The sequence below is a fragment of the Pseudomonas wadenswilerensis genome (genome assembly GCF_900497695.1).
GTDB lineage: Bacteria > Pseudomonadota > Gammaproteobacteria > Pseudomonadales > Pseudomonadaceae > Aquipseudomonas > Aquipseudomonas wadenswilerensis.
The window spans coordinates 2501-26333 of record NZ_UIDD01000012.1; the positions used below are offsets into that span (position 1 = coordinate 2501).

Annotated in this window: 20 protein-coding genes and 2 pseudogenes (1 of these 22 only partly in view); 15 read left to right on the forward strand and 7 right to left on the reverse strand. The window is 62.1% G+C overall.

Features of this window, described 5'->3' with window-relative positions; translation table 11 throughout:
* Both CCOS864_RS24830 and aptA read right to left on the reverse strand, forming a co-directional pair.
* Positions 1-1146 carry the 5' portion of a CoA-acylating methylmalonate-semialdehyde dehydrogenase gene (locus CCOS864_RS24830; RefSeq protein ID WP_115088904.1) on the reverse strand. The gene continues 348 nt to the left of window position 1, outside the view, so 1146 of the gene's 1494 nt are visible here — the first part of the coding sequence; the start codon lies at positions 1144-1146; its stop codon lies beyond the left edge, outside the window.
* A gap of 72 nt (positions 1147-1218) precedes the next feature.
* On the reverse strand, positions 1219-2565 hold the full coding sequence (gene aptA / locus CCOS864_RS24835) for an omega-aminotransferase AptA (protein WP_038997314.1): 1347 nt from the start codon (positions 2563-2565) through the stop codon (positions 1219-1221).
* 458 nt (positions 2566-3023) lie between these two features.
* On the opposite strand from aptA, the gene CCOS864_RS24840 reads away from it, so the two are divergent.
* From CCOS864_RS24840 to CCOS864_RS24880, 9 genes are all read left to right on the forward strand, one after another.
* Positions 3024-4250 carry an ATP-grasp domain-containing protein gene (locus tag CCOS864_RS24840; RefSeq protein WP_115088906.1) on the forward strand — a complete coding sequence of 409 codons (1227 nt, stop codon included), beginning with the start codon at positions 3024-3026 and terminating at the stop codon, positions 4248-4250.
* Positions 4251-4428: 178 nt separating this feature from the next.
* Complete coding sequence (locus CCOS864_RS24845) at positions 4429-5793, forward strand: FAD/NAD(P)-binding protein (protein ID WP_115088908.1); 1365 nt, start codon at positions 4429-4431, stop codon at positions 5791-5793.
* Positions 5794-5797: 4 nt separating this feature from the next.
* Positions 5798-6817 (forward strand): AbrB family transcriptional regulator, encoded by a 1020-nt coding sequence (locus tag CCOS864_RS24850; RefSeq protein WP_115088910.1) that lies wholly within the window; start codon positions 5798-5800, stop codon positions 6815-6817.
* 48 nt (positions 6818-6865) lie between these two features.
* A complete protein-coding gene (locus tag CCOS864_RS24855) occupies positions 6866-7780 on the forward strand; it encodes a LysR family transcriptional regulator (RefSeq protein ID WP_115088912.1) in 915 nt (304 codons plus the stop codon).
* Between the two features lie 62 nt (positions 7781-7842).
* Positions 7843-8505, forward strand: coding sequence for a TetR/AcrR family transcriptional regulator (locus CCOS864_RS24860; RefSeq protein ID WP_115088914.1), 663 nt, complete (start codon positions 7843-7845; stop codon positions 8503-8505).
* A 9-nt stretch (positions 8506-8514) separates the two neighbouring features.
* Positions 8515-9099, forward strand: coding sequence for an IMPACT family protein (locus tag CCOS864_RS24865; protein WP_115088916.1), 585 nt, complete (start codon positions 8515-8517; stop codon positions 9097-9099).
* Positions 9100-9436: 337 nt separating this feature from the next.
* Positions 9437-10123 carry an SDR family oxidoreductase gene (locus CCOS864_RS24870; protein WP_115088917.1) on the forward strand — a complete coding sequence of 229 codons (687 nt, stop codon included), beginning with the start codon at positions 9437-9439 and terminating at the stop codon, positions 10121-10123.
* Positions 10124-10238: 115 nt separating this feature from the next.
* Positions 10239-11594, forward strand: a complete 1356-nt coding sequence (locus CCOS864_RS24875; protein WP_115088919.1) for an 8-oxoguanine deaminase — start codon at positions 10239-10241, stop codon at positions 11592-11594.
* A gap of 188 nt (positions 11595-11782) precedes the next feature.
* On the forward strand, positions 11783-12736 hold the full coding sequence (locus tag CCOS864_RS24880) for an adenosine deaminase (protein ID WP_115088922.1): 954 nt from the start codon (positions 11783-11785) through the stop codon (positions 12734-12736).
* 318 nt (positions 12737-13054) lie between these two features.
* Here the strand turns inward: CCOS864_RS24880 and CCOS864_RS24890 are convergent.
* Both CCOS864_RS24890 and CCOS864_RS24895 read right to left on the reverse strand, forming a co-directional pair.
* Positions 13055-13770: pseudogene (locus tag CCOS864_RS24890) on the reverse strand (ArsR/SmtB family transcription factor).
* Between the two features lie 537 nt (positions 13771-14307).
* Entirely contained in the window at positions 14308-15216 is a 909-nt protein-coding gene (locus CCOS864_RS24895; protein ID WP_115089509.1) for a LysR family transcriptional regulator, read from the reverse strand.
* Positions 15217-15332: 116 nt separating this feature from the next.
* Here CCOS864_RS24895 and CCOS864_RS24900 point away from each other — a divergent pair, with 116 nt between their 5' ends.
* Entirely contained in the window at positions 15333-16346 is a 1014-nt protein-coding gene (locus CCOS864_RS24900; protein ID WP_115088925.1) for a zinc-binding alcohol dehydrogenase family protein, read from the forward strand.
* Between the two features lie 125 nt (positions 16347-16471).
* The gene (locus CCOS864_RS28295; RefSeq protein ID WP_166675732.1) at positions 16472-16636 is read left to right on the forward strand and encodes a hypothetical protein; all 165 of its coding nucleotides are present in this window, start codon (positions 16472-16474) and stop codon (positions 16634-16636) included.
* Here CCOS864_RS28295 and CCOS864_RS24905 read toward each other — a convergent pair.
* Together CCOS864_RS24905 and CCOS864_RS24910 are read right to left on the reverse strand one after the other, a co-directional pair.
* The gene (locus tag CCOS864_RS24905; protein WP_115088927.1) at positions 16620-17801 is read right to left on the reverse strand and encodes a multidrug effflux MFS transporter; all 1182 of its coding nucleotides are present in this window, start codon (positions 17799-17801) and stop codon (positions 16620-16622) included. The genes CCOS864_RS28295 and CCOS864_RS24905 overlap by 17 nt on opposite strands.
* 114 nt (positions 17802-17915) lie before the next feature.
* Positions 17916-18113, reverse strand: coding sequence for a heavy-metal-associated domain-containing protein (locus CCOS864_RS24910; protein ID WP_115088928.1), 198 nt, complete (start codon positions 18111-18113; stop codon positions 17916-17918).
* A 147-nt stretch (positions 18114-18260) separates the two neighbouring features.
* Here CCOS864_RS24910 and CCOS864_RS24915 point away from each other — a divergent pair, with 147 nt between their 5' ends.
* The 3 genes from CCOS864_RS24915 to cueR are packed head-to-tail and all read left to right on the forward strand — an operon-like array spanning position 18261 to position 21505.
* Positions 18261-18647: a hypothetical protein gene (locus CCOS864_RS24915; protein ID WP_115089510.1), complete on the forward strand. Its 387-nt coding sequence runs from the start codon at positions 18261-18263 to the stop codon at positions 18645-18647.
* Between the two features lie 54 nt (positions 18648-18701).
* A complete protein-coding gene (locus CCOS864_RS24920; protein WP_115088930.1) occupies positions 18702-21104 on the forward strand; it encodes a heavy metal translocating P-type ATPase in 2403 nt (800 codons plus the stop codon).
* Entirely contained in the window at positions 21101-21505 is a 405-nt protein-coding gene (gene cueR, locus CCOS864_RS24925; protein WP_115088932.1) for a Cu(I)-responsive transcriptional regulator, read from the forward strand. Before CCOS864_RS24920 ends, cueR begins: the two co-directional genes overlap by 4 nt.
* A 6-nt stretch (positions 21506-21511) precedes the next feature.
* Here the strand turns inward: cueR and CCOS864_RS24930 are convergent, their stop codons facing one another.
* Positions 21512-22405, reverse strand: coding sequence for a PA4780 family RIO1-like protein kinase (locus CCOS864_RS24930; protein ID WP_115088934.1), 894 nt, complete (start codon positions 22403-22405; stop codon positions 21512-21514).
* Between the two features lie 280 nt (positions 22406-22685).
* Between CCOS864_RS24930 and CCOS864_RS28850 the strand changes: the two are divergent.
* Positions 22686-23774: pseudogene (locus tag CCOS864_RS28850) on the forward strand (HAMP domain-containing protein); the annotation flags it as partial.
* Positions 23775-23833 lie beyond the last annotated feature (59 nt).

The window sequence follows — 23833 nt, forward strand, 5'->3', positions numbered from 1 at the left end:
CTCTTCTTTATAGATGCGCATCTCGGGAGTCACACGGTCGAACAGAGTGCCGCCGACAAAGTAACCGTCTTCGTTACCGGCAACCCGGTAGCCACGACCGTCGACCACCAGTTGCGCACCGGCAGCCACGCCATCGTCGATGTAGCCCACCACCTTGTCACGGGCTGCCGCGGTAACCAGCGGGCCCATGTCCAGGCCACAGGAAGTGCCGGCACCAATCTTCAGCGCCTTGATCTGCGGCTCGAGCTTGGCGATCAGCGCATCGGCCACCTGGTCGCCAACGCACACGGCCACGGAGATCGCCATGCAACGCTCACCGCAAGAACCGTAGGCTGCACCCATCAGCGCGCTGACGGCATTGTCCAGATCGGCATCAGGCATCAGCACCGCATGGTTCTTCGCCCCGCCCAGCGCCTGGACGCGCTTGCCGCGCTTGGTGCCTTCGGCATAGATGTATTCGGCGATCGGCGTCGAGCCGACAAAACTCAGGGCCTTGACCTCAGGGGCCTCGATCAGCGCATCAACCGCTTCCTTGTCACCGTGCACCACGTTGAGCACGCCTTTAGGCAGGCCGGCTTCGTGCAGCAGTTGGGCGATCAGCAGGGTCGAGCTCGGGTCACGCTCCGATGGCTTGAGGATGAAGCAGTTACCGCAGGCAATGGCCAGCGGATACATCCACAGCGGCACCATGGCCGGGAAGTTGAACGGCGTGATACCGGCCACCACCCCCAGCGGCTGGAAGTCGGACCAGGCATCGATGTTCGGGCCGACGTTGCGGCTGTACTCACCCTTGAGCACTTCCGGGGCGGCGCAGGCGAACTCGACGTTCTCGATACCGCGCTTGAGTTCACCGGCGGCGTCTTCCACGGTCTTGCCGTGCTCTTCGCTAATCAGTTGGGAGATACGCGCTTCGTTCTGCTCCAGCAGTTGCTTGAAGCGGAACATCACCTGGGCACGCTTGGCCGGTGGCGTGTTGCGCCAGGCCGGGAAAGCGGCCTTGGCCGAGTCGATGGCCTGCTGCACGGTTTGCTTGCTGGCCAGGGCGACCTTGTGGATAGCCTGGCCAGTGGACGGATTGAAGACATCGGCGGTGCGTACGTCGGCAGCCACCAGCTCGCCGTTGATCAGGTGTTGAACAGTGCTCATGCAGAACTCCAGAAAGAGGGTATGCCTGGGCGCGAGATCACTCGCGCCCGCTTCTTATATATAGAGGGACGATCAGTCGACCTGGTTGATGGCTTCGCCGACCGCATCGAACAGACGATCCAGTTCCTGCGGCTGGCTGTTGAAGGTCGGGCCGAACTGCAGGGTGTCGCCGCCGAAGCGCACATAGAAGCCGGCTTTCCACAGCTTCATGGCAATCTCGTACGGACGCACGATGGCATCGCCGTCACGGGCGGCAATCTGGATCGCACCGGCCAGGCCGTAGTTACGGATGTCGATGATGTTCTTCGCCCCCTTGACCCCGTGCAGCACCTTCTCGAAGTGCGGCGACAGTTCGGCGGCCGATTGCACCAGGTTTTCCTTCTCCAGCAGGTCCAGCGCGGCAATACCGGCGGCGCAGGCGACCGGGTGTGCCGAGTAGGTGTAGCCGTGGGGGAATTCCACCGCGTATTCCGGGGTCGGCTGGTTCATGAAGGTCTGGTAGATCTCGCTGCTGGCGATCACCGCGCCCATCGGGATGGCGCCGTTGGTGACCTGCTTGGCGATGCACATCAGGTCCGGGGTAACGCCGAAGGCATCGGCACCGAACATCGAGCCCATGCGGCCGAAGCCGGTAATGACTTCGTCGAAGATCAGCAGGATGTTGTGCTGGTCGCAGATTTCCCGCAGGCGTTTCAGGTAACCCTTCGGCGGCGGCAATACACCAGCGGAACCGGCCAGCGGCTCGACGATCAGCGCGGCGATGTTCGAAGCATCGTGCAGCTCGATCAGTTTGAGCATTTCATCGGCCAGGGCGATACCGCCCTCTTCCGGCATGCCCTTGGTGAAGGCATTGCCAGGCAGCAGGGTGTGCGGGATGTGATCGACGTCGAGCAACTGGCCGAACAGCTTGCGGTTGCCGTTGACGCCACCCAGGCTGGTACCGGCGATGTTCACTCCGTGATAGCCACGGGCACGGCCGATCAGCTTGGTCTTGGTGGCCTGGCCTTTCAGGCGCCAGTAGGCACGGACCATCTTGACCGCAGTGTCAGCGCACTCGGAACCGGAGTTGGTATAGAAGACGTGATTGAGGTTGCCCGGGGTCAGGTCGGTGATCTTCTCGGCCAGCTGGAACGACAGCGGGTGACCGAACTGGAAGGCCGGCGAATAATCGAGCACGCCCAACTGGCGTGATACGGCTTCCTGGATCTGCTTGCGGGTGTGACCGGCACCGCAAGTCCACAGGCCGGACAGTGCGTCATAGATCTTGCGACCCTTGTCGTCGGTCAGGTAGCTGCCTTCGGCGGCGACGATCAGCCGGGGATCGCGCTGAAAATTGCGGTTGGCGGTGTAGGGCATCCAGTGGGCGTCCAGCTTGAGCTGGCTGGCCAGACCGACAGGAGCGTTTTCAGGCAGATTCATCGGACAAGTCCTCGCAAGGCAATTGGGCAGCGACAAGTGTTGTTGCGACTAAATTGGCATGGCCGTAAGGTCTGGAAAATCCTGCTTTTCCGATCTTTGGTTTGCCTTTCGCTAAACATTTACCGCCTGGCGTCATGTTGAATGCCGGTCGACTGAGCGACTCCGAAAATTCCCTCACCAATCAATTAGTTGCGAAAAACCGCCGTGCGGCGATGTGCATTTACTTACAGCCACGATAGAGGAGTCTCACTCTATCTGTCGCAGAACCTCTCTTGTTCGAAGCCATCGCGCCTCCCAGTATTTCCTAAGACCTACAGCGCTCACGTACAGGCAACTTCTGATAGTTCCACTACAGGAGCGTATGAACGCGCCCTTCGGCCGGTCGCTGCAACAACACGCGCACCATGGACTGCCTTGCGCATGTGCTACGCCATGAACAATCACGATAAGGAAATCCTTTGAACCCTGTAATCCTGTTCTCGCCCGCGAAAATCCTCCTGCAGCACTCGGAACAAGAATGGTTGAACGTGCTGGGCAACAATTCGCTGATTTACAGCGACTTGTCAGCCAAAGCAGCGCTGGACCAGCAGTTCCCCACCCTGAGCGAGTCTTTCAGGCTTTACCCCAACTTCAATGAATCAGCGCTAGTCGAACTCGATGCCCTGGCGGCGGCGAGAGCGCTAGGCACTCACACGGTAGTTGCGCTGGCAGAAGTCGACTTGCTGCGTGTGGCGCGCATCAAGGACCGTCTCAATGGTTCGCGTACACGCTATGAGGCCATGACTCTGCTGTACCGTGACAAATTCCTCATGAAGCAGAGGCTCGCAGAGCATGGCATTCGCATCAATCCCATGGCGATGGTCGGCTCGGCGTGCGAAATCAACGATTTCATCGAGCAGTACGGCTACCCGGTGGTGGTCAAGCCTCGTGATGGACGAGGTTCGGGGGGCGTACGGGTGCTACGCGACGTCGACGGCTTGCGCGACTACCTGCAACAGCAGGACGGCACAACGCTGCACAATCTGATGGTCGAAAAGTACCTCGATGCACCGTTGCTGAACGTTAATGGGCTCTACATCAACGGCAACCCGGTGATTATTTCCCCGGTACGCTCGACGATTACCTGCCTGGACTTTCTTGACGGACAAAGCCTCGGTTTCCAGATGCTGGCCGAAAGCAATCCGCTGCATGCGCAGTGCGTGAAGCTGACCCGAAGCATCATCGAGCAGGCATTGCCAAACCTGGGCACCCTGCTGTTCCACCTTGAAGTGTTTCTCGACGGCGACGACCTCATCGTCTGCGAAATCGCCTGTCGCCTGGGAGGCTGCTGCATCAATCAGGAATTGACCGAAGCCTACGGGTTGAATCCGCGTCTGACCCTGATCGATGCCGAGCGTGGCGGCAAGTCGGCGTCGTTGAAGTCGCTGCTGCCACCGCGCCACTTGCTCGGCCAACTGAACGTACCGCCGCGCACAGGCAAGCTGATCGACTTCCCGGCATCTATCGACTTGCCCTTCATTCGCTATTACACGGTCACTGCAAAAAAGGGCACGGATTATTCCGGAATGCAAATGACCAATGGCGAAATCGTCTCGGCGATTGTCGAGGGCAACAGTGAGAAAGAAGTCAGCGACCATCTCGCCCAGTTCGACAGCTGGGTCAGGGATACCTTCGTCTGGGCGTAAGCCGGTATCCCTTTGAACAACGACATCAGGCAGCGCCCACCGGCGCTTGCCTGTAATCGGACGCCGACTGACGGATACCCCGCCAGCCGGTCTTTGTCACCTGTCATGACCTGGCAGGTCGATACCAGGCAACGGGCGTTATCGCGCCCGCAGCAAAACCACATCTAAAGGATTGGATATGGGCAAGGTAGCAGTCGTTGGGCTGGGCTATAGCGGTGCGATCATTCTGGAACGGTTGAAGCACCTGACGCCAGCACTCAGCATTGATGTGTTCGATACTGCCGGTAGTAGCGGATCGGGCCAGGCTTATCAGCAAGATATTTTGAGCAACCTGGTCAACCGCCCCGCCAATTTGATGTATCTGCGCGAGCAGGGCGACTTCAAGCAGTGGTTGCAGACCCGTGGCATGGCCCAGTCCAATGGTTATCAACCGCGCCCGGTGTTCGGCAAGTTCATCGAAGAATCAGTGCAGTCTTCGCTGCGCGAGCACTCATCGATTCAGTACTACCGTGAACATATCACCGGAATGACTTCGTCCCGGGGGCGCTATGATCTCAGCACCGCATCGGGTGAACGCCCGGGATACAAGGCCGTCGTGCTGGCAACCGGCAATGCCGAGCCGACCGACTTTTATCGGCTAAAGGGGGCCCCGGGATACATCAACAACCCCTACCCGACGACTCGCCTTGCCGAGATTCGCTCCGACAGTATCGGCGTGCTCGGCAATCAACTGTCAGCCATCGACGTCGCACTGACCCTGCTCGATGCCGACCCTGGCAATCATGTGACCATGTTGACCCGCAGCAGCAAGATTCCCAACTACAGCGAAAGCTATCAGCCGCGAGCACTCAAGGTACTGACTGAACACGCCATCAGGCATCGCCTGCGCTTTGGTGGCTCGGCATTGAAGACGGTGCGGGCGATGTTCGACGAAGAGCTGGAGGCGCAGGGCATCGACGCCACCCTCGATGACCTCATGCGCGATCACACCCAGGCCTCGGTGGCCCGCGAGGATATCTACTCGGTGTTCTCTTCGACCAACCTGATCGTGCCGATGATCTGGAACCTGCTCTCCGAGCGCGAAAGGAAGGTATTCGTCGGACGCTTCCGGGGTGCCTGGAGGCAATTGCGGGTTCCCATCCCCAAGGAAAACTGGATCAAGATTCACCAACATATGCATTCGGGACGCTTGGCTTGTCGAACCGGATTATCCGATGTCAGCGTGACACAAGGCGGCTTTATGGCACGCGGGCGTGATTTCAATTGCAGGTTCTCCAACGTGGTCAATGCCACGGGCGCTGGCGATGCGATGCAAGGTGCGCTCTACAAGAATCTGGCTGCATCCGGTATCTGTATCCAGCATCAATACGGTGGGATCGACGTGCGTTATGACGATTGTCGCGTCATCAACCACCAGGGGCCGTCTAATATCTTTGCCATTGGCGCTCCGACCACGGGTGTGTTCTATGCCGTCAGCAATATCGACGTCTTGCAGATGCAGGCTGAAACCATCTACCGCAACCTTCGTGCATTGAGCACTTGAGCCTATGAAAACCTTCGTGTGTTTGCTGATCGCTGCGTTGACTGGTACCGCCCTGCAGTACGCTGGCGTGCCCCATGGCCTGCTACTGGGCTCGATAGTGGCGACGGCAATTGTCGTCAGCAGGTTCAATGTGGCTCCCCGGCTGCGCTTCGGCCTCGGCTATGTGCAGATCGTCCTGGGCATTGCCACCGGCCTGATGTTCGAGGCCTGGGACAACCAGACAGTGGCAACCATGCTGCCGAGCCTCGGCTTGTTACTTCTGTGCCTGACAACGCAGATTGCCGTGGCTGCACTGTGGTTGCTGAAAGTCTCGGCATGGAACCTCAAGGATTCACTCCTTGCCGTCTACCCGGGCGCCTTGGCGGCGGTGTTCGATCTGCTTGAGTCTGAACGCGCATCCAGCAAGGTGATCGTTGTGCACCTGGTACGACTGCTGTCGATCACGCTGCTGGTGAGCCTGTGCATACCGGCAAGTGCCGGAGCGCACGTAAGCGCGAGCAGTCCATTGACGTTCATTACCGCGTTGACCCTGCTGTCGCTGATCGCTCTGTGCATTGTGCTTGGCCGCCTGCTGTTGAAAGTCGGTGTTCCCGCACCTTTCATGCTGACCGCGATCATCGCCTCGGGGATCTATGTGAAGCTTGGGCTGTTGCATGCTTTCCACATGCCGCAATGGAGCGTCGATGGCGCCGCGCTGATCCTCGGCGTGATGATTGGCGCCAGGTTCAGGGAGATCAGCCTGGCAGAACTTGTTCGTCACGGTCGGGCCGGACTGATGTCCGTGGGCCTGATGCTGCTGGTCGCCGCTGCCTTTGCCGGGGTCGCCGCCCGGGTGCTGGACAACGACCCTTTTGCCTTATGGCTGGCGTACATGCCCGGCGCCATCGAGACCATCGCCATCGTCGCCTTCAGCGGCGGGCTGAATGTGGTATTCATCCTGACGCATCACCTGCTGCGGATGGTCGTGCTGCACTTCGCCCCGGCCCTGCTCGTTCAGGCCCGTCGCTGGCGCGAGAATGTCTGATGAGGGTATGTTGTGAGCCTTCACTCCCCTCCAGTGCAAAGGCATCGCGTGAAACGTCCACAACCCCTGGCCCAGGTCAGCGATTTCGATATCCGCCTGTTGAAAATCTACCGCAGCGTGGTGGAGTGCGGCGGCTTTTCGGCCGCCGAGAACGTGCTGGGTATCGGCCGTTCGGCCATCAGCCAGCAGATGAGCGACCTCGAGCAGCGCCTGGGCCTGCGCCTGTGCCAGCGCGGGCGCGCCGGTTTTTCGCTGACCGAGGAAGGCCGCGAGGTGTATCAGTCGGCGTTGCAATTGCTTAGCGCTCTGGAAAGCTTTCGCACCGAGGTCAACGGCCTGCACCAGCATTTGCGCGGCGAACTGAACATCGGCCTGACCGACAACCTGGTGACCCTGCCGCACATGCGCATTACCCATGCCCTGGCGCAGCTCAAGGACCGCGGCCCGGACGTGCGCATCCAGATCCGCATGATTGCCCCCAGCCAGGTCGAACAGGGCGTGCTCGATGGCAGCCTGCATGTTGGCGTGGTTCCGCAAACCAGCCCGCTATCGGGCCTTGAGTACCAGCCGCTGTACAGCGAACGTTCGCTGCTCTACTGCGCGGTCGGCCACCCGCTGTTCTACGCCGACGACCGGCAATTGGACGACGAGCGTCTCAACAGCCAGGACGCCATTGCCCCGACTTTCCGCCTACCCGCGGACATCCAGGCCCATTACCAGGCGCTGAACTGCACCGCCAGCGCCTCGGACCGCGAAGGCATGGCCTTCCTGATTCTGACCGGGCGCTACATTGGCTACCTGCCGGACCACTATGCATCCTTCTGGGTACAACAAGGCCGGCTGCGTGCACTCAAGCCCACCGAGCGCTTCTATGACCTGAGCCTGTGCTGGGTGACGCGCAAAGGCCGGCGCCCGCACCTGGTGCTGGAAAGCTTCCTCGAAAGCCTGGCGGCTACTCGCTGAGGACTAATGCTGGTAGGTTAGCCAGTCATAAGAGATACCCATTGCCTTGTCTGGAATCGTTCATGACCTTTGAAGTCCCTGCGCATCGCCCCCAAGCCTCGGGCAAGCCCGCCGGCCGCATTCGTCAGAAGAACGAGCAGGCCATCATCCAGGCCGCCGAGGACGAGTTCGCCCGCCACGGTTTCAAGGGCACCAGCATGAACACCATCGCCCTCAAGGCCGGGTTGCCCAAGGCCAACCTGCACTATTACTTCACCAACAAGCTCGGCCTGTATGTGGCAGTGTTGAGCAACATCATCGAGCTGTGGGACAGCACTTTCAACGCCCTGACTGTCGACGATGACCCAGCCCAGGCCTTGAGCAGCTACATCCGCACCAAGATGGAGTTTTCCCGGCGCAACCCGCAGGCATCGCGGATCTTCGCCATGGAGATCATCAGCGGCGGCCAGTGCCTGAGCGACTATTTCAGCGAAGACTACCGCGCCTGGTTCAAGGGCCGTGCCGCGGTGTTCCAGGCCTGGATCGACGCCGGCAAGATGGACCCGGTCGACCCGGTACACCTGATCTTCCTACTGTGGGGCAGTACCCAGCACTATGCCGACTTCGCCACCCAGATCTGCCAGGTCACCGGCCGCAGCCGCCTGACCAAGCAGGACATGGAAGATGCCAGCAACAATCTTATCCACATCATTCTCAAAGGCTGTGGCCTGACACCTCGCGACTGAACCTGCCTTATGCCTTTTACCCTGCTCGACACCTGCGAGTTTCGCGAAGAGATTCGCAAGAGCCGCTTCATCACCCTGGCTGCGCCAATCAGCAGCCCGGCCGAAGCCATGAACTTCATCGAAAGCCATAGCGACCTCGCCGCCACCCACAACTGCTGGGCCTGGAAGCTTGGCGGGCAATACCGCAGCAGCGACGACGGCGAACCCGGCGGCACCGCTGGGCGGCCGATCCTCGCGGCCATCGAGGCCCAGGATTGTGACCAGGTGGTGGTGCTGGTGATCCGCTGGTACGGTGGCATCCAGTTGGGCACCGGGGGCCTGGCCCGCGCTTACGGCGGTGGCGCCAACAAGTGCCTGCAGCAGGCCGAAAAACGCTTGCTGGTCAGCCGCAGCGAACTCACCTGCAGCTGCAGCTTCAGCGAACTGGCGCTGCTGAAACTGCGCGTGGCTGAAGCCGACGGCCTGGTGCTGGACGAACAATTCACCGCCAACGGCGTCGATCTGCGCCTGGCCCTGGGCGAGGAGCAGATCGAACCCCTGCAACGCCAGTTGGCCGACCTCAGCCGTGGCCGCATCCTGCTGGAACGCCCCTGAACAATTGCCCACATTCACTGTGGGCCCGGCTGTGGATAAGCTCTTAGCATTCGCCTGCGCGCCTTGATTTACCTAGCCTGCAGACGAACGATCATATTTTGATCAAGTTTTGATGACAGTGCATCAACTGACGAAAAATCAGCAAGTTATCCCCAGTTATTGGTTTCGGACCGGGCTCTGACGGGCTTATATCCACCTTGAGTGCTTGCACACAATTACTGTGGAGCAAGCTGTGGATAAGCCGTGCACCCCTGCGCCAACAGCTTGTAGGGCCACGGTTTGACTAGACTGGTTATTCTTTGATCAAAGATCGATACCCCCTTGAAAGGAGTCCCCCATGTCCATCAACAAAACCGCCCTGATCATTGGTGCCTCACGCGGCCTGGGCCTTGGCCTGGTGCAACGCCTGGTAGAAGACGGCTGGAATGTGATCGCCACCGTGCGCGACCCGGCCAGGGCTGACACCCTCAGCGCCCTGCCGCGGGTGCAGGTAGAAACCTTGGAGATGAACAGCGCCCGCCAGCTCGACGCACTACAGGAACGCCTCGGCGCGCAGACTTTCGACCTGCTGTTCGTCAACGCCGGGGTCAAGGGCCCGGAAGAACAGAACCCGGAGCAGGCCAAGCTGGCCGATGTCGGCGAGCTGTTCATGACCAACAGCGTGGCGCCGATTCGCGTGGCCCAGCGTTTCGCCCCGCAACTGCGCAAGAACACCGGGGTGATTGCCTTCATGAGCTCGGTACTGGGCAGTGTGAGTATTCCCGACGCGCCGGAACTGTGCCTGTACAAGGCCAGCAAAGCGGCGCTGAACTCGATGATCAACAGCTTCGTGGCGCAACTGGGCGAGCCGCAGCCGACCGTGCTGGCCATGCATCCGGGCTGGGTCAAGACCGACATGGGCGGTGAAGGCGCCGATATCGATGTGGCCACCAGCACCCGCGGCATGCTCGATCAGGTTCACGCCAACAGCGGCAAAGGCGGTCTGCAATTCATCAATTACAAAGGCGAAAGCCTGATCTGGTGAAACCGCGCGCGGTGGGTGTAGACTCGACACCTCGCCCACCGCGGCGGACCTGGATCAGCAGACAGGGCAACACTGAGCTGGCTAACCTGAACCCACTTTCAGAGGAGCCGGCACCATGCCTGCGACCCGTATCTGGTTGAAAAACCCCCTCGCCATCTTCACTGCCAACAGCCTCGACGCCCGTGGCGGCCTGGTCATTGAAGACGGCCGTATCCAGCAAGTACTCGGCCTTGGCCAAAGCCCGGCCAGCCCCTGTGGACAAGTCTTTGACGCCCGCGAGCATGTGGTGCTGCCCGGACTTATCAACACCCACCACCACTTCTACCAGACCCTGACCCGCGCCTGGGCGCCGGTGGTCAACCAGCCGCTGTTCCCCTGGCTGAAAACCCTGTACCCGGTATGGGCCCGGCTGACTCCGGCCAAGCTTGAGCTGGCGACCCGCGTGGCCCTGGCCGAGCTGTTGCTGTCGGGCTGCACCACCGCCGCCGACCACCATTACCTGTTCCCCGATGGCCTGGAAAACGCCATCGACGTGCAAGTCGAAGCGGTACGCAAACTGGGCATGCGCGCCATGCTCACCCGCGGTTCCATGAGCCTGGGCGAAGCCGACGGTGGCCTGCCACCGCAACAGACGGTACAGCAGGGCGAAGTGATCCTGGCCGACAGCCAGCGACTTATCCACAGCTACCACGAGCGCGGCGATGGCGCGCAAATACAGATCGCCCTGGCACCCTGCTCGCCGTTCTCGGTCACGCCGGAGATCATGCGCGCCAGCGCCGATCTGGCCGAAGAGCTGGACGTACGCCTGCACACCCACCTGGCCGAAACCCTCGATGAAGAAGACTTCTGCCTGCAGCGCTTCGGCCTGCGCACGGTCGACTACCTCGACAGCGTCGGTTGGCTCGGCCCGCGCACCTGGCTGGCCCATGGCATCCATTTCAATCCGGACGAAATCGCCCGCCTGGGCGCCGCCGGCACTGGCATCTGCCATTGCCCGAGCTCGAACATGCGCCTGGCCTCGGGCATCTGCCCAACCCTGGAACTGACCCGGGCCGGGGCACCGGTGGGCCTGGGCGTTGACGGCTCGGCCTCCAACGATGCTTCCAACATGATCCTCGAAGCGCGCCAGGCCCTGTACCTGCAGCGCCTGCGCTACGGCGCCGAAGCGATCACGCCGGAACTGGTTTTGGGCTGGGCCACCCGCGGCTCGGCGCAACTGCTGGGGCGCAGCGATATTGGCGAGCTGGCGGTGGGCAAACAGGCAGACCTGGCGCTGTTCAAGCTTGATGAGCTGCGCTTCTCCGGCAGCCACGATCCGCTTTCGGCCCTGCTGCTGTGCGGCGCCGACCGCGCTGACCGGGTCATGGTCGGTGGCCAGTGGCGCGTCGTTGATGGCCAGATCGAAGGCCTGGATGTGCAGGCGTTGATCGCCGATCACCGTCAGGCCGCCGCACAACTGATCGCGGGCTGATAGCTCAAAGGCGAGCAATGCCAACATGATGACGGTGGCGAACCGCACGAAGAGGGTCATGCCCTCGATCCCGTTGGTTTCGCCATCGTTGAAGGTTTCCCGGGGTAACCGCCTGGTCAGCTTTCTCCGCGTAGACAGCGCAACCTCTGTAGAATGGCGGCAACCGCACCTGATGAGACGCCACCACTATGTACGACTGGCTTAACGCTCTGCCCAAGGCAGAATTGCACCTGCACCTGGAAGGATCGCTGGAGCCCGAGTTGCTGTTCGCCCTGGCCGAGCGCAACAAGATCGCCCTGCCCTGGAACGACGTCGAGGCCCTGCGCAGCGCCTACGCGTTCAACAACCTGCAGGAGTTTCTCGACCTCTACTACCAGGGCGCCGATGTCCTGCGCACCGAGCAGGATTTCTACGACCTGACCTGGGCGTACCTGCAGCGTTGCAAGGCGCAGAACGTGATTCACACCGAGCCGTTCTTCGACCCGCAGACCCACACCGATCGCGGCATCCCTTTCGAGGTTGTGGTCAATGGCATCAGAGCGGCACTCAAGGATGGCCAGCAGCAACTGGGCATCAGCAGCGGCCTGATTCTCAGCTTCCTGCGCCACCTCAGTGAAGAGGAAGCACACAAGACCCTCGACCAGGCCATGCCGTTTCGTGATGCCTTCATCGCCGTCGGCCTCGACAGCTCGGAAATGGGCCATCCACCGAGCAAGTTCCAACGGGTGTTCGACCGCGCCCGCAGCGAAGGCTTCCTGACCGTCGCCCATGCTGGCGAAGAAGGCCCGCCCGAATACATCTGGGAAGCCATCGACCTGCTGAAGATCCAGCGTATCGACCACGGCGTGCGCGCTATCGAAGACGAGCGCCTGATGCAGCGGATCATCGACGAGCAGATCCCACTGACCGTCTGCCCGCTGTCCAACACCAAGCTGTGCGTGTTCGATCACATGAGCCAGCACAACATCCTCGACATGCTCGAGCGTGGCGTGAAGGTCACGGTCAACTCCGATGACCCGGCGTACTTTGGTGGTTATGTCACCGAAAACTTCCAGGCCCTGCATGAGCACCTGGGCATGACCCAGGACCAGGCGCGGCGCCTGGCGCAGAACAGCCTGGATGCGAGGCTGGTCAAACCCTGACAGTGCTGGACCTGTAGGAGCGGGCTTGCCCCGCGATCGGGGTGCTGGCTGCACTGGCCTCATCGCGGGGCAAGCCCGCTCCTACAGGTTAATCCTCAATCTCGCTCAACTCCTCCAGAGTCTTGCCCCGCGTCTCGATGCCGAACACCGCAGGGCAATGATGATTAAAATCAGTCGGTGATAACCACTGATCGGCAAGCACTCCAGACGCCGGGAGTTGTGCCAACTCCGAGTGTCACGGCATCTGCCTTCGGGCGAATTGTCAGCAACGACCTTGCCAGACACCGCAACGACGCCCGCTACGCAGGCGCCTCCGGTTCAGCCTGCCGTCTTCAACACCTGAAGCTGGGCCATGCGGTTGATATGTGACAAGCCGCTTGCACTGATTTGCAGCATGCGCGAGGTTTCACTCTCGCGAATCCAGCCAGACTGCAGGAACAACTTGAGCAAGCTGCTGCCCAGCGCTCCGCCCAGATGCGGGCGATGGTCGCTCCATTCGCTGCAGCAACGGCAACTGCTGAAACTTCGACGTTGATGCTGGGCCAAGGCCTCGATGAAAATCCCGTAAGCGGCAAACTGGGTACGGCCGTGCTGGGTTACTTCGATGTCCCGCTCGCTGCCTTCCAGCCAGCCGGCATCGAAAAAGCGCTGGTACAAATCCGCCGCCAGTTCGCCGCCCAGGTGATCGCCACACACTCTTGCCCGGCGCATGGACAGCGGGATACCCCCACCTCCCGCTCGCCGCTGTCTTCAGGGGTTTTCACCTGGACACTGGCCAGCGCTTCGACAGCCGCCCCGACCTCTGGCGCGGCCAGCCTGAAATAACGCTTGCGCCCACGCGGCTCCAGCTTCAGCAAGCCGCTGGCCGACAACCTGGCCAGATGAGCACAGGCCGAAGAAGGCGTCAGCCCAGCCAAACTGGCGAGCTCATCGGAAGGTCGCGCCATGCCATCGATCAGGGCCCATAACATTGCACTGCGTTTCGGGTCGGCCAACAAGCTGGCGATCTGGCTGATACTCGTTACTGGTTTCATATCTCAACTCCCTGCGAGATCACGTCTGATATCGATTGATTAACCATGTCGGCAGCATTTACTGCGAGGTTCCGATGCCAGAAAGGCAGGAAGCGGAAGTTATCTAGTCATCGTGTTCCTCCTGAAACACGAACATACAAAAGTTATTCAGGCTACTTGCGGTCAAGCACCTCACCGGCAGTCAGCCCGGGCCAGGGCCAGGCAATGTCTGAGTAAGAGGCAATACTTGCCGGCCTGGACATGGAAGTATCTCTCGCTGGAAATGACTGCTGGATCCATTATAAGCCGCGTAGCGCCAAGGAAATCCGGTCAATTCCCAAGGTATTGGCAACCTCAGCAACGGCGGCCTGGCGCAAGATTGAAGATACGTTTGGACATGTATACCCAAGCCCCCATGTTACATATGTTGCTAGCAATTGACGGATTATTATCAAGTTCAAACCACCCGATAAAACCTACAACAAATTTTACTGCAACCCACAAGAACTACATGCATACCATGTAGGAGTAACACGTAATAGCAATGTCTTGGGCAGTTCAACCCAGCAATTTCTCGAGCATTGCCTGACAACGCACTCGAAGCATATTTCGCAACAACTGCACGGGCTTGCCCAACTGCGCCCGATGGGTGCACATCAGGTTCAGCGGGGCCGCTTCACCGCGCAGTTGCGGCATTAGCAACTTGAGGCGTCCGGCCTGCACATCGTTGGCCACATCCAGCCAGGACTTGTAAGCGATACCGGCACCCGCCAATGCCCAGCGCCGGACCACATCGGCATCGTCACAGAAGCGATCGCCGCTCACGCTCACACCCACCTCACTGGCGCCCTCGCCAAAGCGCCAGTGGTCATGCACGCGGCTGCCAAGCTGATACAGCAGGCAATTGTGCTGGGCCAGTTGTGCCACTTCGGCCGGCGCACCGTGGCGGGCCAGATAGGCGGGTGAGGCACACAGCACCCGGCGGTTCTCCGGGCACAGCGGCAAGGCCACCAGGCTCGAGTCTTCCGGCGCGCCGTAGCGCAGGGCGATGTCGGCCGCCTGGCGAAACAGGTCGGCGTTGCGGTCGCCCAGCAGCAGGCGCACATTCAGTTGCGGGTGTTCGTACTGCAGTTCATCGAGCCAGGGCAGCAGCACATTACGGCCGAAATCGGACGGTGCCGACAACAGCAAGGTACCGCTGACCTGATCCTGACCATGGGCCAGGATCCGCCGCCCCTCCTCGAGGCTCGCCAGGGCGGAACGGGCGTGCTGCAAGAAACCCTCGCCCTCGGCAGTCAGGCGCAGGTTGCGGGTCGAGCGCGCCAGCAGGCGCACACCCAGTTGCTGCTCCAGACGTTTGAGCGATGCGCTGGCTACCGCCGGCGATAGATCAAGCAGGCGGGCGGCGGCAGACAGGCTGCCCAGCTCAGCGGCCCGTACGAACAGTTGCAGGTCGTCGATACGCACCTGATTCACCCGCCATTATCAAAATTTTATTGAAAGATTCTGTAGTTTTAACGGCTTTTAACTGCAAGTGAAAGCACCAATCATGGCCCTCATTGACGACCCTCCGAGGACTCTCCATGAAAGCCGTTGCCTATTATCACTCCCTGCCCATCACCGACGCGGCAGCCCTGCACGACATCGAACTGCCAGCCCCCGAGCCAGGCCCACGCGACCTGCTGGTGGAGGTACGGGCAATCTCGGTGAACCCGGTCGACACCAAGGTTCGCCAGAACGTGCAGCCTGAAGGTGGCGCCGCCAAGGTGCTGGGCTGGGATGTGGCCGGTGTGGTCAAGGCGGTGGGCGGCGAGGTCAGCCTGTTCCAGCCGGGCGACCAGGTTTACTACGCAGGCTCCATCGCCCGCGCTGGCGGCAACAGTGAACTGCACGTAGTAGATGAGCGGATCGTCGGGCACATGCCGAAAACCCTGGGCTTTGCCGAAGCGGCGGCACTGCCGTTGACCGCTATCACCGCCTGGGAGCTGCTGTTCGAGCGTTTGCAGATCGCCGAAGGCGAGCAAGACCTCGGCCAGAGCCTGCTGATCGTTGGCGCGGCCGGTGGAGTCGGCTCGATCCTCACTCAACTGGCGAGCAAGCTGACCGGCCTCACGGTGATTGGCAGCGCCTCGCGCCCACAAACCCAGGACTGGGTACGTGAACTGGGTGCCGATCAGGTGGTCGATCACCGCCAGCCGTTGGCCGCCGCACTCAAGGCCCAGGGCATCGACCAGGTGACTCACGTGGCCAGCCTGACCCAGACCGACCAGCACCTCGATCAACTGGTCGAAGCCCTGGCGCCGCAAGGCAAACTGGCGCTGATCGATGACCCCAAGCAGCTGGACGTCACCAAGCTCAAGCGCAAGAGCCTGTCGCTGCACTGGGAGTTCATGTACACACGCTCGCTGTTCGAAACCGCCGACATCATCGAGCAGCACAAACTGCTGAACCGGGTTGCCGAACTGATCGACAACGGCACGCTCAAGACCACCGTGGGCGAGCACTTCGGCACCATCAACGCCGCCAACCTGCGCCGCGCCCATGCCCTGCTGGAAAGCGGCGCGGCCAAGGGCAAGATCGTCCTGGAAGGCTTCTGAAATGACGCGCCCACCTCGCTTGCGGGGTGGGCGTGACCGTCAGTCCGACAACTGACCCAGGTCATTCCGCTGCCCGTGGCCGGCGCTACAATGCATCAGCCAACGCCAACCTCAGGTATGCAGATATGAATATCCAGGTCAGTGCATCAGTAAAAAAGCCCGGCTGCCCATGGCAGGTTCAGCTCGACCAGCATGTGGTGAGCTTTCGCAGCGAGGCTGAGGCCCGTGCCTTCGTCAACACCCTGCAAGCCCGGCTACAGGCGCCGCACCCGCTCAAACGCAACGGCTGAGGCTCAGCCGCCGGGTCAGCATCGCCACGCTCACCACCGCCAGGCCGCACAGGCTGATGACCATGGACATCGGCACCGCCGTGCCGTCATGCAGCACTCCCACCAGCGCTGCGGCACCGGCAGCCACACTGAACTGCAGGCAACCCAGCAGCGCTGAAGCGCTGCCGGCCCGGGCACCCTGCCCGCTCATGGCGCAGGCCGAGGCATTGGGGATGATGCAACCGAGGCTGGCGATACAGATGAACAGCGGAATCAGCAATGGCCACAGCGCCGCCGGGTGCAAGGCGCTGATCCCGAGCAGGGTCAGTCCTGCCGCCAGGTAAACCCACACTGCACGCGCCAGCAAAAAGGCCGGGCCACGCTTGGCCAGCAGCCGCGCATTGACCTGCGCCACCAGAATGAACCCCGCCGCGTTACTGCCGAACAGCCAGCCATAGTGCTCGGCTGGCACCCCATAGAGCTTGATGAACACGAACGGTGAACCGGCGATGTAGGCGAACATCCCGGCAATGGCGATGCCGCCGGTCAAGGCGTGGCCGAGAAAGATCCGGTCCTTGAACAGCCTACCGTATTGGCGCAGGGAGCCTGACAAGGGCGGGCGCGGCTGATTGGCCGGCAGGCTTTCAGGCAGGCCCAGGGCCACGGCCAGGGTGCACAGGGCACTGAACAGGGTCAGGGCAATGAAGATCGACTGCCAGCCATACAGATTGACCATCACACCACCGAGCATCGGTGCGAGGATCGGCGCCAGGCCCATGACCAGCATCAGTTGCGAGAAAACCTTGGCCGAACCCACGGCATCGCACTTGTCGCTGACGATCGCCCGCGACAGCACCATCCCGGCACAGCCACCGAGGGCCTGGACGAAGCGCGCCAGAATCAGCGCATCGAGGGTCGGGGCGAAAGCGCAGGCCAGTGACGCCACAGTGAACAGCGTCACCCCGACCAACAGCGGTATGCGCCGGCCAAAGCGGTCGGCCACCGGCCCATAGGCCAGCTGGCCAAGCGACAGGCCGAGAAAGTACGCCGCAAGGGTGGTCTGGATGTGCTTCTCGTCGGTGCCGAAGGCCAGTGCCATGGCCGGGAAACCGGGCAGGTAGAAGTCGATCGCCAGGGGCCCGAATGCACTCAAGGCGCCGAGAATCAGGATGGTTCGCAGGTTCATCGGAAATCCGTAGCAGGCTAAGCAAGTCCGCTAGTCTAACCGTCCTGCCGGGGTTTCGCTGACAGACTTACGCCTGCGCGATGAATCTTTTATCCACCGCGCAAGCGTCAGCGGTCAGACGGCTTCGGCCGCGTAACCCTCGTCGCGAATCGCCGTGAGAATATCTTCTGCCGACAATTCACTCTGCACTTTTACCTGCTTGTGAGCCAGATCGACCTCGACCACAGCCTCCTCATCCTGGGCCCGAACCGCGCGAGTGACAGCCTTGACGCAATGGCCGCAGGTCATTCCTTGAACAGTGAATACTTGCATTGCAACAGCCTCCTGTGGGGTTTGAACGCAGTTTCAAGCTTGCCATCGGGGCAAGGTCAAGTTCGTTGATTGCCTGCCGGGCTGGAAATCAGCGCGCCGCTCCGCCAAGCTGCATGCCTGACGATTGGTTTGCAGGAGTTTGAATTCATGCGCAGGGCAGCTTTGGGCCTATTCGGCCTGCTGGGAGTATTGAGCCTGGTCCCCCAGGCCAGCGCCGAGGGCAATGCCGATTACAGCATATTGACCATTTCTCGCGAGCGCCTGGAAGTGGCGACCTCGTGCGAGATCGGCGTGTACCTGGATAACCAGCTTTCGGCGCGGCTGTTTCAGGAGCAGTCGACCTCGTTCAACCTGCCGCCGGGCCAGGTCGCGGTGCGTCTGCGCCTGTTGCCGGCACAGATGCCGGGCTGCCAGAACGGCCTGGAGAACCAGCGCAGCCAGCAACTGACATTGAGGGCCGGCGAGATCAATAAATACCGCATTGCCGTGGATCAGAATGGCCTCAAGCTGATCAGGGCCGGCCTGGGCTATTGACCTTCCCCGCATGGCAAGGTTGATGCTTGAGGCCTGTCCAAGGAGGAGTGCCCCATGTCCGCATCTACCACGTTCGACCTGCCGATTGCCGGCATGACCTGCGCCAGCTGTGCTGGCCGGGTCGAGCGCGCCCTGCGCAAGGTCGTTGGTGCCGAACAGGTCAGTGTCAACCTGGCCACCGAACAGGCCCGGGTCCAGGCCCCGGCCGACAGCCTGCCAGCGCTGGTCGAAGCCGTTGAGCAAGCCGGCTACAGCGTGCCATCCCAGACCCTCGAGCTGCAGATCGGCGGCATGACCTGCGCCTCCTGCGCCGGGCGCGTCGAACGCGCCCTGGCCAAGGTTCCGGGCGTGCAGCAGGTAACCGTCAACCTGGCCAACGAACGCGCGCACTTGCAGCTGTTTGGCCAGGTCGACAGCAGCGTGCTGATCGATGCCGTCAGTCATGCCGGCTACTCGGCAAGCCTGCCGCAAAGTGCCAAAGTCAACCAGGCCGATGCCGAACGCCGCCTGCGCAAGGAGCGCTGGTCGGTGGCCCTGGCGGTGCTGCTGGCCTTGCCGCTGGTGCTGCCGATGCTGCTGCAGCCCTTTGGCATCCACTGGATGCTGCCGGCCTGGGCGCAGTTTGTCCTGGCCACCCCGGTGCAGTTCATTCTCGGTGCGCGTTTTTATGTCGCTGCGTGGAAAGCCGTACGCGCCGGCGCCGGCAACATGGACCTGCTGGTGGCCATCGGCACCAGCGCCGGCTACGGCCTGAGTCTCTACGAATGGGCCACGGCCACGGACGGCATCATGCCGCACCTGTACTTCGAAGCCTCGGCCGTGGTGATTGCCCTGATCCTGCTCGGCAAATACCTGGAAAGCCGTGCCAAACGCCAGACCGCCAGTGCCATCCGGGCGCTGGAAGCCTTGCGCCCGGAACGCGCGCTGTTGCTGGTCGACGGCCAGGAGCGCGATGTCGCCATCAGCGAACTGCGCCTGCATGACCTGGTGCTGGTCAAGCCTGGCGAGCGCTTCCCGGTTGACGGTGAAGTGATCGAAGGCCAGAGCCACGCCGACGAAGCCTTGATCAGCGGCGAAAGCCTGCCGGTGCCGAAACAGCCTGGCGACAAGGTCACCGGCGGCGCGATCAACGGTGAAGGCCGTCTGTTGGTACGCACCCTGGCGCTGGGCACGGAAACCGTGCTGGCACGGATCATCCGCCTGGTCGAAGACGCCCAGGCCGCCAAGGCGCCGATCCAGAAACTGGTTGACCGGGTCAGTCAGGTGTTCGTCCCGGCCGTACTGGTGCTGGCGCTGCTGACCCTGGTCGGCTGGCTGCTCACCGGCGCGCCAATGGAATACGCGCTGATCAATGCCGTAGCCGTGCTGGTGATCGCCTGCCCGTGCGCCCTGGGCCTGGCCACACCGACAGCGATCATGGCCGGCACCGGCGTCGCCGCCCGCCACGGCATCCTGATCAAGGACGCCGAAGCCCTGGAGCGCGCCCATGCGGTCAACCGCGTGGTGTTCGACAAGACCGGTACCCTGACCTCCGGCAGCCCGCGCATTGTCCACAGCCGTGCGGTAGTGGGTGACCAGGCGCAGTTGCTGCAACTGGCCGGCGCCCTGCAGCGCGGCAGCGAGCACCCGCTGGCCAAGGCGGTGCTGGATGCCTGTGAAGAACAGGGCCTGGCGGTGGCCGACATCAACAACAGCCAGTCGCTGACCGGCCGCGGTATCGCCGGCAGCCTCGATGGCCGCGAGCTGGCCCTGGGCAACCGGCGCCTGCTGGATGAAAGTGGCCTGCAAGCGGGCGAGCTGGCCAGCAGCGCCCAGGCCTGGGAAGCCGAAGGCCGTACCCTGTCGTGGTTGATCGAGCGCAGCCCGCAGGCGCGGGTGCTGGGCCTGTTCGCCTTCGGTGACAGCCTCAAGACCGGTGCCGGGCAAGCAGTGCGGCAACTGGCCGGGCAAGGCATCAGCAGCCACCTGCTGACCGGCGACAACCGCGGCAGCGCCAAGGTGGTGGCCGAAGCTCTGGGCATCACTGACGTGCACGCCGAAGTGCTGCCTGCCGACAAGGCCGCAACCGTCGCCGTGCTCAAGCAGTCCGGCGTGGTGGCCATGGTCGGTGACGGCATCAACGATGCCCCGGCGCTGGCCGCTGCGGACATCGGCATCGCCATGGGCGGCGGCACCGACGTGGCCATGCAGGCGGCGGGGATCACCCTGATGCGCGGCGATCCGCGCCTGGTGCCGGCAGCCCTGGAGATCAGCCGCAAGACCTACGCCAAGATCCGCCAGAACCTGTTCTGGGCGTTTATCTACAACCTGATCGGTATTCCCCTGGCCGCCTTCGGCATGCTCAACCCGGTGCTGGCCGGCGCAGCCATGGCCCTGTCGAGCGTCAGTGTGGTCAGCAACGCGTTGTTGCTGAAAACCTGGAAACCCGCCACCCCGCCTGAGGACGATGCCCAATGAATATCGGCCAAGCCGCCCGCCGCTCAGGCTTGAGCGCAAAGATGATCCGCTACTACGAGTCGATCGGCCTGCTCAAGCCGGCCCTGCGCAGCGACAGCGGCTATCGCCTGTACCAGCAGGAAGACCTGCACCAGCTGGCCTTCATCAAGCGCTCGCGGGACCTGGGGTTTTCCCTGGAAGAAGTCGCCCGCCTGCTGACCCTGTGGCAGGACCGTCAGCGCGCCAGTGCCGACGTCAAGGCCCTGGCCAGCCAGCACATTGACGACCTCAACCGGCGCATCGAAGAGTTGGTGAGCTTGCGTGACACCTTGAGCGAGCTGGTTGCCCACTGCCAGGGCGACGACCGTCCGGACTGCCCGATCCTCAAGGACCTGGCAGCCGGCGGCAGTTGCTGTCAGTAACGGCGCTTACTGAAGCCAGGGCGGCGCCGGTTCTTCGTCCTTGACCGCCCCCCGTTCGGCGTCGGCCCTGGCCGCGCGCCGGCGGGCGTCATCGATGCGCGCCGCGTCGATTTCGCGCATCACCCCATCAACATCGGCGCTGTGCTCGTCGTCGGCGAACACACCGGTCAGCGGGCTTTCCGGGAGCAAATCGCCGGCCTGGTACAAGGCCCACATCTCGCGGGCGTAGCGGGTCTGCTTGAGCTCCGGGGCAAAGCGCCCGAAGTACGCGGCCATGTTGCCGACATCGCGTTCGAGCATGCTGAACGCGTGGTTGTTGCCGGCGGCGTCCACCGCTTGCGGCAGGTCGATGATCACCGGCCCGTCAGGCCCGAGCAGCACGTTGAACTCCGAGAGGTCGCCATGGACCAGGCCGGTGCAGAGCATCAGCACGATCTGGCGAATCACGAAGGCGTGGTAGTCCCGGGCCTGCTCAGGCTCCAGGTGCACGTCGTTCAGACGCGGCGCAGCATCACCGTGCTCGTCGGCCACCAGCTCCATGAGCAGCACGCCATCGAGAAAATCATAAGGCTTGGGCACCCGCACACCGGCATTGGCCAGGCGAAACAGCGCCGCCACTTCGGCGTTCTGCCAGGCGTCTTCGGCCTCCTTGCGGCCGAACTTTGAGCCCTTGGCCATGGCCCGGGCCTGGCGGCTGTTGCGCACCTTGCGGCCTTCCTGGTACTCGGCGGCCTGGCGGAAACTGCGCTTGTTGGCTTCTTTATAGACCTTGGCGCACCGTAGCTCCCGACCGCAGCGGACCACATACACCGCAGCCTCCTTGCCACTCATCAGCGGTCGCAGTACTTCGTCGACCAGTCCATCTTCAACCAGCGGTTCAATGCGTTTTGGAGTCTTCATCGGTTTCTGTCGGGGGTCCTGTCTGGCCAAACACGTGATTGTTATAGGTCACAGGTCTTGGAACCTGCTTGTCGCTGAATCAAGACCGCACTGCGTTGTAACGGCAATCTGCCTGACTTGCCATTCTTTTTCTGCCCGAGCGCGACCAATCGGTCACAAAAATCGCCAAACACCAATAAATACGGGGTTAATTACGCAAGTAACACTTTATTTCCAGCGCCCATGGCCGATGTAGTCTGCAGCAGCCTCGTACGTTTACAAGAAAAATACTGGAGCGCGGATGAACATAAAACAAAAACTGACCTGGGCCTTCGCCGTGATCGCCGGTTTGCCGGTGATCCTGGTCGCCACCCTGGTGGTCCTCAACCTGCGCAGTGAAGCCCGCGAAGGCTTCGTCGACGGCAGCAGCCGCGAGATCCGCCAGGTGGCCAACGCCATGCAACTGTTCTTCGAAGGCATCAGCCAGAACGTCGACTACCTGGCCGCCCAGCCGCTGGTCAGCGCTACCGGCAACGACGTGAAAAAGTACCTGGGCGCAGATGCTCCACAAATTGCCCTGGGCGAACAGGACAAGAAACTCTACGACTTCTTCGCCAGCCTCGCCGCCAGCCATCCCGCTTACTCCTACGTGTCCTACGGCCTGAGCGACGGCGGTTACGCCTTCTGGCCGGGCGACGCGAAAATGGCCAACTACGACCCGCGCCAACGCCCCTGGTACCAGGCGGCCATGGCCAACCCGGGCAAGACCCTGCGCACCGACGCCTATTACTGGGCGGGCGATGACGCGGTGCTGGTCAGCACCGTGCGCGCCGTGCCCAACCAGCTCGGCAACCCCGGTGGCGTGGTCAACATCGACGTGTCGCTCAAGCAGCTGACCGAGATCGTCAAGCAGATCAAGCTCGGCGAAAGCGGCTACCTGATGCTGCTTGAAGACAACGGCAGCGTGCTGGTCGACCCGCGCGATCCGGCGCACAACTTCAAGCCGCTGGGCAGCCTCGGCGAGGGCTATGCGCAACTGGCCAAGGCCGGCAAGGGCCTGGTCGAGGTCGAGCTGGATGGCGAACGCTACATGGCCAACGTCTGGCCCTCGGAGCAACTGGGCTGGAACTTCATCGGCCTGATCCGTCATGACGAAGTGATGCACACTGCCACCCAGCTGACCTGGCTGGTCGCCGCCCTCGCCATCGTGCTGGCGGCGGTATTTGCCCTGGTCGGTGCCACCTTTGCCAAGCTCATCGTGCGCCCGATCCACAGCGTTACCAGCGGCCTGGAAGGCATCGCTCAGGGTGAAGGCGACCTGACCCGCAGCCTGGAAGTACGCGGACGTGACGAAACCGCGCAACTGGCCAGCTGGTTCAACCAGTTCCTCGCGGCGATCCGCAACCTGATCCAGAGCATCGGCCAGGCGGCGAACAAGATCCTCGCCAC

Coding starts and splice junctions, on each gene's coding strand:
- CCOS864_RS24860 (WP_115088914.1), top strand. CDS start 7,843: ATGACCTTTGAAGTCCCTGCGCATCGCCCCCAAGCCTCGGGCAAGCCC.
- CCOS864_RS24845 (WP_115088908.1), top strand. CDS start 4,429: ATGGGCAAGGTAGCAGTCGTTGGGCTGGGCTATAGCGGTGCGATCATT.
- CCOS864_RS24920 (WP_115088930.1), top strand. CDS start 18,702: ATGTCCGCATCTACCACGTTCGACCTGCCGATTGCCGGCATGACCTGC.
- CCOS864_RS24930 (WP_115088934.1), bottom strand. CDS start 22,405: ATGAAGACTCCAAAACGCATTGAACCGCTGGTTGAAGATGGACTGGTC.
- CCOS864_RS24900 (WP_115088925.1), top strand. CDS start 15,333: ATGAAAGCCGTTGCCTATTATCACTCCCTGCCCATCACCGACGCGGCA.
- CCOS864_RS24910 (WP_115088928.1), bottom strand. CDS start 18,113: ATGCAAGTATTCACTGTTCAAGGAATGACCTGCGGCCATTGCGTCAAG.
- CCOS864_RS24870 (WP_115088917.1), top strand. CDS start 9,437: ATGTCCATCAACAAAACCGCCCTGATCATTGGTGCCTCACGCGGCCTG.
- CCOS864_RS28295 (WP_166675732.1), top strand. CDS start 16,472: ATGAATATCCAGGTCAGTGCATCAGTAAAAAAGCCCGGCTGCCCATGG.
- CCOS864_RS24880 (WP_115088922.1), top strand. CDS start 11,783: ATGTACGACTGGCTTAACGCTCTGCCCAAGGCAGAATTGCACCTGCAC.
- aptA (WP_038997314.1), bottom strand. CDS start 2,565: ATGAATCTGCCTGAAAACGCTCCTGTCGGTCTGGCCAGCCAGCTCAAG.
- CCOS864_RS24915 (WP_115089510.1), top strand. CDS start 18,261: ATGCGCAGGGCAGCTTTGGGCCTATTCGGCCTGCTGGGAGTATTGAGC.
- CCOS864_RS24905 (WP_115088927.1), bottom strand. CDS start 17,801: ATGAACCTGCGAACCATCCTGATTCTCGGCGCCTTGAGTGCATTCGGG.
- CCOS864_RS24850 (WP_115088910.1), top strand. CDS start 5,798: ATGAAAACCTTCGTGTGTTTGCTGATCGCTGCGTTGACTGGTACCGCC.
- CCOS864_RS24865 (WP_115088916.1), top strand. CDS start 8,515: ATGCCTTTTACCCTGCTCGACACCTGCGAGTTTCGCGAAGAGATTCGC.
- cueR (WP_115088932.1), top strand. CDS start 21,101: ATGAATATCGGCCAAGCCGCCCGCCGCTCAGGCTTGAGCGCAAAGATG.
- CCOS864_RS24875 (WP_115088919.1), top strand. CDS start 10,239: ATGCCTGCGACCCGTATCTGGTTGAAAAACCCCCTCGCCATCTTCACT.